7 protein-coding genes and 1 riboswitch are annotated in these 7,174 nt (G+C 46.8%); of the genes, 1 reads left to right on the top strand and 6 read right to left on the bottom strand.

Annotation, left to right across the window (positions count from 1 at the left end; all coding sequences use genetic code 11):
* Positions 1-176: 176 nt before the first annotated feature.
* The 5 genes from DESPCE1_RS0104975 to DESPCE1_RS0104955 form a co-directional block, all read right to left on the bottom strand.
* A complete protein-coding gene (locus tag DESPCE1_RS0104975; protein WP_019849694.1) occupies positions 177-2,528 on the bottom strand; it encodes a hydratase in 2,352 nt (783 codons plus the stop codon).
* Between the two features lie 102 nt (positions 2,529-2,630).
* The gene (locus tag DESPCE1_RS0104970) at positions 2,631-3,251 is read right to left on the bottom strand and encodes a fumarylacetoacetate hydrolase family protein (protein ID WP_019849693.1); all 621 of its coding nucleotides are present in this window, start codon (positions 3,249-3,251) and stop codon (positions 2,631-2,633) included.
* A 193-nt stretch (positions 3,252-3,444) separates the two neighbouring features.
* Complete coding sequence (locus tag DESPCE1_RS0104965; RefSeq protein WP_014792942.1) at positions 3,445-3,780, bottom strand: cupin domain-containing protein; 336 nt, start codon at positions 3,778-3,780, stop codon at positions 3,445-3,447.
* 114 nt (positions 3,781-3,894) lie between these two features.
* Positions 3,895-5,256, bottom strand: coding sequence for a PFL family protein (locus DESPCE1_RS0104960; protein ID WP_033422411.1), 1,362 nt, complete (start codon positions 5,254-5,256; stop codon positions 3,895-3,897).
* A 17-nt stretch (positions 5,257-5,273) separates the two neighbouring features.
* Complete coding sequence (locus tag DESPCE1_RS0104955) at positions 5,274-5,576, bottom strand: ACT domain-containing protein (RefSeq protein ID WP_019849691.1); 303 nt, start codon at positions 5,574-5,576, stop codon at positions 5,274-5,276.
* A 141-nt stretch (positions 5,577-5,717) separates the two neighbouring features.
* A riboswitch (glycine riboswitch) is annotated at positions 5,718-5,808 on the bottom strand.
* A 198-nt stretch (positions 5,809-6,006) separates the two neighbouring features.
* Between DESPCE1_RS0104955 and DESPCE1_RS23500 the strand changes: the two genes are divergently transcribed.
* Positions 6,007-6,291 (top strand): flavodoxin family protein, encoded by a 285-nt coding sequence (locus DESPCE1_RS23500; RefSeq protein WP_014792939.1) that lies wholly within the window; start codon positions 6,007-6,009, stop codon positions 6,289-6,291.
* 187 nt (positions 6,292-6,478) lie between these two features.
* On the opposite strand, the gene DESPCE1_RS0104945 is transcribed toward DESPCE1_RS23500, so the two are convergent.
* Positions 6,479-7,117, bottom strand: coding sequence for a hypothetical protein (locus DESPCE1_RS0104945; protein ID WP_014792938.1), 639 nt, complete (start codon positions 7,115-7,117; stop codon positions 6,479-6,481).
* Positions 7,118-7,174: the final 57 nt, after the last annotated feature.

The following is a 7,174-nucleotide window of genomic DNA, read 5'->3' as shown; positions in this document are numbered from 1 at the left end:
CGGAGCGGAGGGCTTGAGCGTTAGTTTTGTCCGCGCAGCTTATTGAGCGAACGGTGTAAAGCAAAATCCTGGAGACTTAGCTTTCAGGACTTTTTCCTGGTAGCCACCCGTGCCGCAATACAGCACCAGCAAAAATAAGCGAACGCCAGACCTATGGCCCGGCGTTCGCTCATTCTTTAGTTGGTCGCGTAGTAGTTAATCAAGCTTCCCTTCAGGATAATCTCTCTTTCGTCCTGGGTTAAAGGATTAAGCTGAAGCTTGACCTCTTTAACCCCCTGAGCAGTATACAATTGCCCCGTAACGGTGCCTGCTTCATTGATAATGCTTTGCCGAATTCCCGGGACAAAAAGAACATCATCCACGTGGAAGGTGATCTCAGGGTCATTATCCCAGGTAAAGGGCAGCATTCCCCAGTTGATCAGGTTGCTCCGATAACGCTTGGTGGCGTACTCTTGGGCGATATTGGCCCATCCTCCCAGGACCTTCTGACAGGATGCAGCCTGCTCCCGCGCGGAGCCATCCCCAGGTTTCACGGCGTAGATTACAGTCCCTATCCCGGTGCTGGCCAGAGCCTCCTCCAGATTGGTATAAGAAGGTGCTGCCTGGAGGATTTGTTCTCCCAATCCACGCAAGCCATCGCTCAGGTTCGGTAAGTCCTTTTCACCGGCTACCAGGCTTTGGCGTTCTTTCTCTAAGGCTTGAACCCCTTTGGCACGTTCTACATACTGAGGTTCTTTTCGGGAAAGGGTAAATTCCGCAAGTCTCAGAGGGTTGGACCGGTAAGAGGAGGTTTCTCCCGAAGGAATCAACTCATCTGTGGTGGTGACAGGATCGTGAATAACGGCCGCAAATTTTAAGAGAATATTCTCGGGCAAGGCAATCATTTCCGGCCAGTCGGCAATATTGGGACCGAACTTCAATTCGGACTCAGGTCTAGGGTCGCCGAATCCTTGATACACTCTCTTGGCATAGATATCAGCATTAAATTCATAATCAGTTTCTGCAGGTGTAAAGTCAATCTCAGTAGCCGGAGTCAGTTGTCCACCACGGATTACTGTGGCGGCAATAGAACGAGCGTCCATCAGGGCCACTGAAGATATTTGCAGTTCACCGGGCTTAGAGCCTTCCCGGTTGGGGAAGTTCCTTGTGGTATGACGAATGCTGAATTGGCCATTGGCAGGTACATCCCCGGCCCCAAAGCAGGGACCGCAGAAGGCTGTCTTAATCAGTGTTCCTGCCTGCATCAGCTTACCGATAGCACCGCGCTTAATGAGTTCGTAATAAATGGGCTGGCTGGAAGGGTACACACTAAAGGATAGGTAGTCGTTCCCTACAGATTGGCTGTCAAGAATAGCGGCTACATCCATGATATTTTCAAAACTTCCGCCGGCACAGCCTGCCACGATGGCTTGATCCACATGGAGGCGGCCATTGACGATCCGATCCGTCAGATTGAAATTAATCTGTGGATTATCCAGCTGCCTTCTTCCCTCTTCTTCCACATGTTTGAGGATATCGTAAGGGTTCTGATTGAGCTCTGCAATAGTAAAGGTATTGCTGGGATGGAAAGGCATTGCAATCATGGGGACAATTTTGCTTAAGTCCACCACCACCATGCCGTCATAATAGGCCACTTCTCCCGGCTCCAGCTTAGCATAAGCTTCACTGCGGCCATGGATATCAAAATACTTCTTCACTTTATCATCGGTGACCCAAATGGAGCTTAAGCAAGTGGTTTCTGTGGTCATCACATCAATTCCGCTGCGGAAATCCACGGATAGATTCTCAATGCCGGGTCCCACAAATTCCATGACCTTATTTTTAACAAAGCCATTCTTAAAGACTGCTCCAATAATCGCCAAGGCCACGTCTTGGGGGCCTACGCCGGGGTGAGGCTTGCCTTCCAGGTAGATAGCCACAACTCCGGGATATTTCACATCATAGGTTTTGCTCAGAAGCTGCTTTACCAGCTCCGGCCCACCTTCACCTACTCCCATGGTGCCAAAAGCGCCGTAACGGGTATGACTGTCCGATCCCAGAATCATGCTGCCGCAGCCCGTCATCATCTCCCTCATATATTGATGGATAACCGCTTGATGGGCTGGAACAAAGATACCGCCATACTTTTGAGCCGCAGACAAACCGAAGACATGATCATCTTCATTGATGGTTCCCCCTACTGCCGACAAACTGTTATGGCAGTTGGTCAGCACATAGGGAATCGGAAACTCCTTTAAGCCGCTGGCCCGTGCTGTTTGCACAATCCCCACATAGGTGATGTCATGGGAGGTTAAGGCATCAAAGCGAATCTTCAAATTATCCATCGTCTCGGAAGTATTATGCCGGGAGAGAATTTGATAGGCCATGGTATTTTTGCGGGCGCTCTCACGATCCGGCAATGTCTCGCCAGGAAGCTGTTCCGGCTGAACTGGCTCCCCATTGAGATCCCACAGGACATTTGTATCTTTTACCTCTAAGGCTCTTTTTCCTTGAATAAGGTATATTCCATTTTCAATTAGACGTAGCATGTGCATCCTCCATACTCTAGGTTTTTCCTCTTACTGAGGCATGGTTTAAATTTACCTACATTTCTTGTAACTATCAACCTTTTTAGACCAAGTATACAATATTTAACTCCCGATGAAGCATTCGCCCACTTTATTTTCTTTCCAGTTCATCACGAGATGATCCCCTTCTTGAACTGCCCCCACACCCGCTGGAGTTCCGGTGAAGATGATATCTCCGGCACCCAGTCCAAATTCCTTGCCAATGAATTCAATCAGGATCGGGATAGGAAAAATCATATCCTTAATATTTCCCCGTTGGACCTCGCGACCATTCCGTTCCAGAGTGAAGTCATGATTCCCGATGGCTTCAATACTCGCAAAAGGAATCCAGGGAGAAACTAAGGCTGAATGGGGGAAACCCTTTGCCGGCAACCAAGGATACCCTTTCTTCTTCAGTTCATCTTGTACCTCCCGCAAAGTAAAATCCACACCAATAGCCATTTGATCGATGATCTCATCCACCTTCAGACTCGGTTCATAGTCTTTTGCAAGGTGAATGACAAGCTCCGCTTCATAATGAACTGAGCCCTTACCTGTCGGCATTTTTAAAATCTGCCCTTTCGCTTCTGTAAAAGCATGAGAAGGTTTCGTAAAGATCATAGGCGATGTGGGAACTGCATTATTAAGCTCTTGAGCATGTAAAAAGTAATTACGCCCCACACAATAGATATTCTTAATCGACATAATAGCTCTCCTTAAAACACCGTTTTACAAAAGTCATCTCTATTATATTAGATATTCACTATATTTTCATCCTTTCCGCAGGGGATTGAACATATAGCAAGAAAACCAGCAATAATAGTTGCCTATATCATTGCTGGTTTTCGTTATTTTTATGGTTTTTGATAGTTTGCACCTTAAAAAGAAAGCCGTTGACTTAATACTTAATTACCGTTAAAAGCATTTTGAAGCGTTTCCTGGCTTCTAAGCCGTGGGGAACATCGGAGGGCATGATGAGGGTCTCTCCTTCTTTTACGGTCAATACCTTATCCCCTATAGTGATCTCTGCTTCTCCATCCAGTATTTGCACCATGGCATCTCCTGAAGTGGTATGAGTACTGATTCCTTCTCCCTCGTCCAGAGAAAATAGGGTAATGCTGACGATAGGCGTCTGAGCAAGAGTGCGGCTTACCACTTGTCCTTGTTGGTAGGTAATCAACTCTTTCAGGTCAAGAACTTGGGAAAACTCAATATTTTTCATGATTTGTGTCATAGTAAAATCCCCCTTTATGCAGGTCATTTGCTTATGACTTATTCTAACCTGAATTACCCTAAAAAAATGCGATTGGAATCACTTTCCAGTTTTCTTTTTCAAGAAAGGACAGTTTTAATTAGACAGACTGGTAATAGGTGCCGGAATTCTACCACCCCGACGGATAAATTCACGGGAGGAGAAGGGGTTCACTTTGATTACCGGAGCGCTTCCCAGCAGTCCGCCAAACTCTACACGATCCCCGACTTTTTTACCGATGGCCGGTATCACCCGTACAGCGGTTGTCTTCTTATTAATCATACCGATAGCTGCTTCGTCGGCAATAATTCCGGCGATGGTTTCCGCCTCCACATCTCCGGGGATGGCTATCATATCCAATCCCACGGAGCAAACACAGGTCATGGCCTCCAGCTTTTCGATGCTTAAAGCACCGACTTCCACAGCTTCAATCATGCCCGCATCCTCGGAGACAGGAATAAAGGCTCCACTCAACCCTCCCACATGGGAGGATGCCATGGCTCCGCCTTTTTTCACCGCGTCATTCAGCAAGGCTAAGGCCGCCGTGGTGCCATGAGCGCCGCAGCGCTCCAGTCCCATATTCTCAAGGATTTCCGCCACACTGTCCCCAATCGCTGGCGTAGGGGCTAAGGAAAGATCCACAATGCCAAAGGGAACATTCAAGGCTTGGGAGGCTTCTCGACCGATCAATTCACCCATACGGGTAATCTTGAAGGCCGTGCGCTTAATAAGGTTGGCCAGTTCTCCCAAATCTGCCTGGGGGCTTTTCTTAACAGCATGGGCAACGACACCGGGGCCGCTGACCCCCACATTGATGACCGCCTCCGGTTCTCCCACCCCGTGAAAGGCTCCGGCCATAAAGGGATTATCTTCAGGCGCATTGCAGAAAACAACGAGTTTGGCGGCAGCGATGCCATCCTGATCCGCTGTCCGGCGGGCACTGTCCAGGACGACTTCTCCCATCTTCAACACAGCATCCATATTGATTCCGGATTTGGTGGAACCGATATTTACCGAGGAGCAAACAAATTCTGTCTCCGCCAAAGCTTGGGGAATCGCTTCGATCAAGGAGCGGTCTCCCTTGGTTAAGCCTTTTTGAACGAGGGCAGAAAAACCTCCCAAGAAGTTAATCCCCACCGTCTTGGCTGCTCTGTCTAAGGCTTTGGCCAAACGGACCATTTCTTCGGGATTAAAGTTGGAGCCTAAGAGAGCCACCGGAGTTACTGAGACTCTTTTATTGACAATAGGAATGCCATAACGAGCGGCTAAGCTTTCCCCTACACCGACTAAATGCTCAGCTTGGCGGGTAATTTTATCATAGATTTTTTGTTCCACCTGTTGAATATCGTCTCCGGCACAGTCCAACAGACTTATGCCCATGGTGATGGTACGGATATCTAAATTCTCATTTTCCACCATTTCAATGGTTTGAAGTATTTCATGAGGAGCCAGATGCATTTTCACAATAATCCCCCCTATACTCGATGCATGAATTCGAAAATATCTTCATGCTGGACATTGACCTTTAAGCCTCGGGCTTCTCCCTCGCTTTGCAATTGCTTGGTGAGATCGGCTAAGGAGGAGGCTGTGGATTGAGTAACATCCACGATCATAATCATCGTGAAAAAGCCCTGGAGAATGGTTTGACTGATATCCAGGACATTGATGGATTTTTCAGCCAATCGCCCTGTCAGCCAGGCAATAATTCCTATTTGATCCTTGCCTAAGATGGAAATAATCACGCGGTTGGACGTTTCACGGGTTGGTTCTAAGCTCATTTTCTTTACCCCTTTTCTTTTTCTTCTCTTTCATTTTCACCAATAAAAAAGAGCCAAATCCTAAGTTTGACTCTGGTACACAAGAGCAATTTGCGAACCCGCTTATTGGCAGTCATAGCATGACTTAAGCATCGTTCACAAATTATGCGCTCTGTCCTTTTGCCTGAGAGATTGAACAGCTTTGCTGTCTTGCCCCTTCGGCGTCCTTGCGGAACTCTCCAGAGTTCTGTCCGTTTTCAGTTCATCATGGTGTGCATACCCTGTTCTCCTGAAAACCTCATCCAGTTATTCACTTCTTTTCAGTATTATAAACATCCTTGCTCATAATTGCAAACCTTTGTTTTTAAGATTCCCCCTAATATAATAGAAGTGAAGGCAAATTGCTGCTCTATAAGCAAACACATTAACATAAGGAGTTGAAGTATTTACTATGAAGGTTATTGCTGTCAATGGAGGCCCCCGCAAGCAATGGAATACAGCTACATTATTGCATAAAGCTCTTGAGGGAGCGCAATCTGTAGGTGCCGAAACAGAAATGTTTCATCTTTATGAGCTGAATTATAAAGGATTGGATCTTCCGAATATCTCCTTGCCACAGATACCTATCAGTTTGACAACTACTCCGACTATGAAGCCTCCCGATTTAATGAGCAACATAAAGCGCAGGTGCGCAAAGAGCGATTCCCTCAGGATTGCCGGAAAGCCTTTGAACTAGGGGCCAGGCTGTCTGGGCGTATAGGCTGAATAGAGCATAAAACTCTTTCCCTCACCTATTTTTAATATATTATGGTTTGTCGGGATTGGTTTCTAGCTTTTTCCTAACCTTTATGAAGTTTATACTTTGTGATAGTGAAACAAAAACGCACCCACATTGCGGATGCGTTTTTGCCTATTTATCGCTTTTAGTCCAGATATTGAGATTGGGTCAGCCTTATCATCTCCACCTTAGAATCCGGCTTCACATTCGTATTGACCAGTTGGTTATCTTCCCTATTATAATCAAAGATCATAATCTGGCCATCATCCAGCAGATAGAATCCTTCCAAAGGTCCATCCCCGTGTCTACTTTCAAAGGGCTTGTATTTGACAGCATACAAATCCTTAATTTTCTCAGCAGTATCTCCTACCTTGGCACCGAGATTGGTGGCAAATTCCCTAGTTACGGCATCGATCTCCAGCACTTTGCCCGAATCTTTTCCGACAATGAATTTAATGCCTTTGTCGTACTCTCTGCTGTACCAGGCTTCAGGGAAATGCCCGGGTTCATCATGGAGGGTTTCTTTGTAGCCCTTGCCTAAAGCCTTTTCCACCTCGCCAAAGGAATCCCCTAGATGTATATTTCCCAGACTGGCACTTCCTTCTCTCTCCGTACCCTGCCCCTCTCCCCCGGGTTTCGTCTGCCCCTGGTCCGTACCGGGCAAATCCATCTCTACTTGCTGCCCAGGTTTATCTAGATTGGCGTTTTTATCCTGGGGGGCATTAGCTGCACACCCCGATACTAAAAACACTGAAGTCAAAATGACAAGGAGTCTCTTGATCACTGTTCATCACCTCGGTAAATCTTCTTAAAAGAGAGTATCTCCATCTCCACTTCTTTT

This window comes from Desulfitobacterium sp. PCE1 (assembly GCF_000384015.1).
GTDB classification, from domain to species: Bacteria; Bacillota; Desulfitobacteriia; order Desulfitobacteriales; family Desulfitobacteriaceae; genus Desulfitobacterium; species Desulfitobacterium dehalogenans.
Note: the sequence above shows the minus strand (reverse complement) of the source record. Positions and strands in the feature narration are given on the sequence as shown.

Bases quoted from the DNA above. Each gene is read 5' to 3' on its own strand.
- DESPCE1_RS0104975 (WP_019849694.1), bottom strand. From the start codon at position 2,528: ATGCTACGTCTAATTGAAAATGGAATATACCTTATTCAAGGAAAAAGA.
- DESPCE1_RS0104970 (WP_019849693.1), bottom strand. From the start codon at position 3,251: ATGTCGATTAAGAATATCTATTGTGTGGGGCGTAATTACTTTTTACAT.
- DESPCE1_RS0104965 (WP_014792942.1), bottom strand. From the start codon at position 3,780: ATGACACAAATCATGAAAAATATTGAGTTTTCCCAAGTTCTTGACCTG.
- DESPCE1_RS0104960 (WP_033422411.1), bottom strand. From the start codon at position 5,256: ATGCATCTGGCTCCTCATGAAATACTTCAAACCATTGAAATGGTGGAA.
- DESPCE1_RS0104955 (WP_019849691.1), bottom strand. From the start codon at position 5,576: ATGAGCTTAGAACCAACCCGTGAAACGTCCAACCGCGTGATTATTTCC.
- DESPCE1_RS23500 (WP_014792939.1), top strand. From the start codon at position 6,007: ATGAAGGTTATTGCTGTCAATGGAGGCCCCCGCAAGCAATGGAATACA.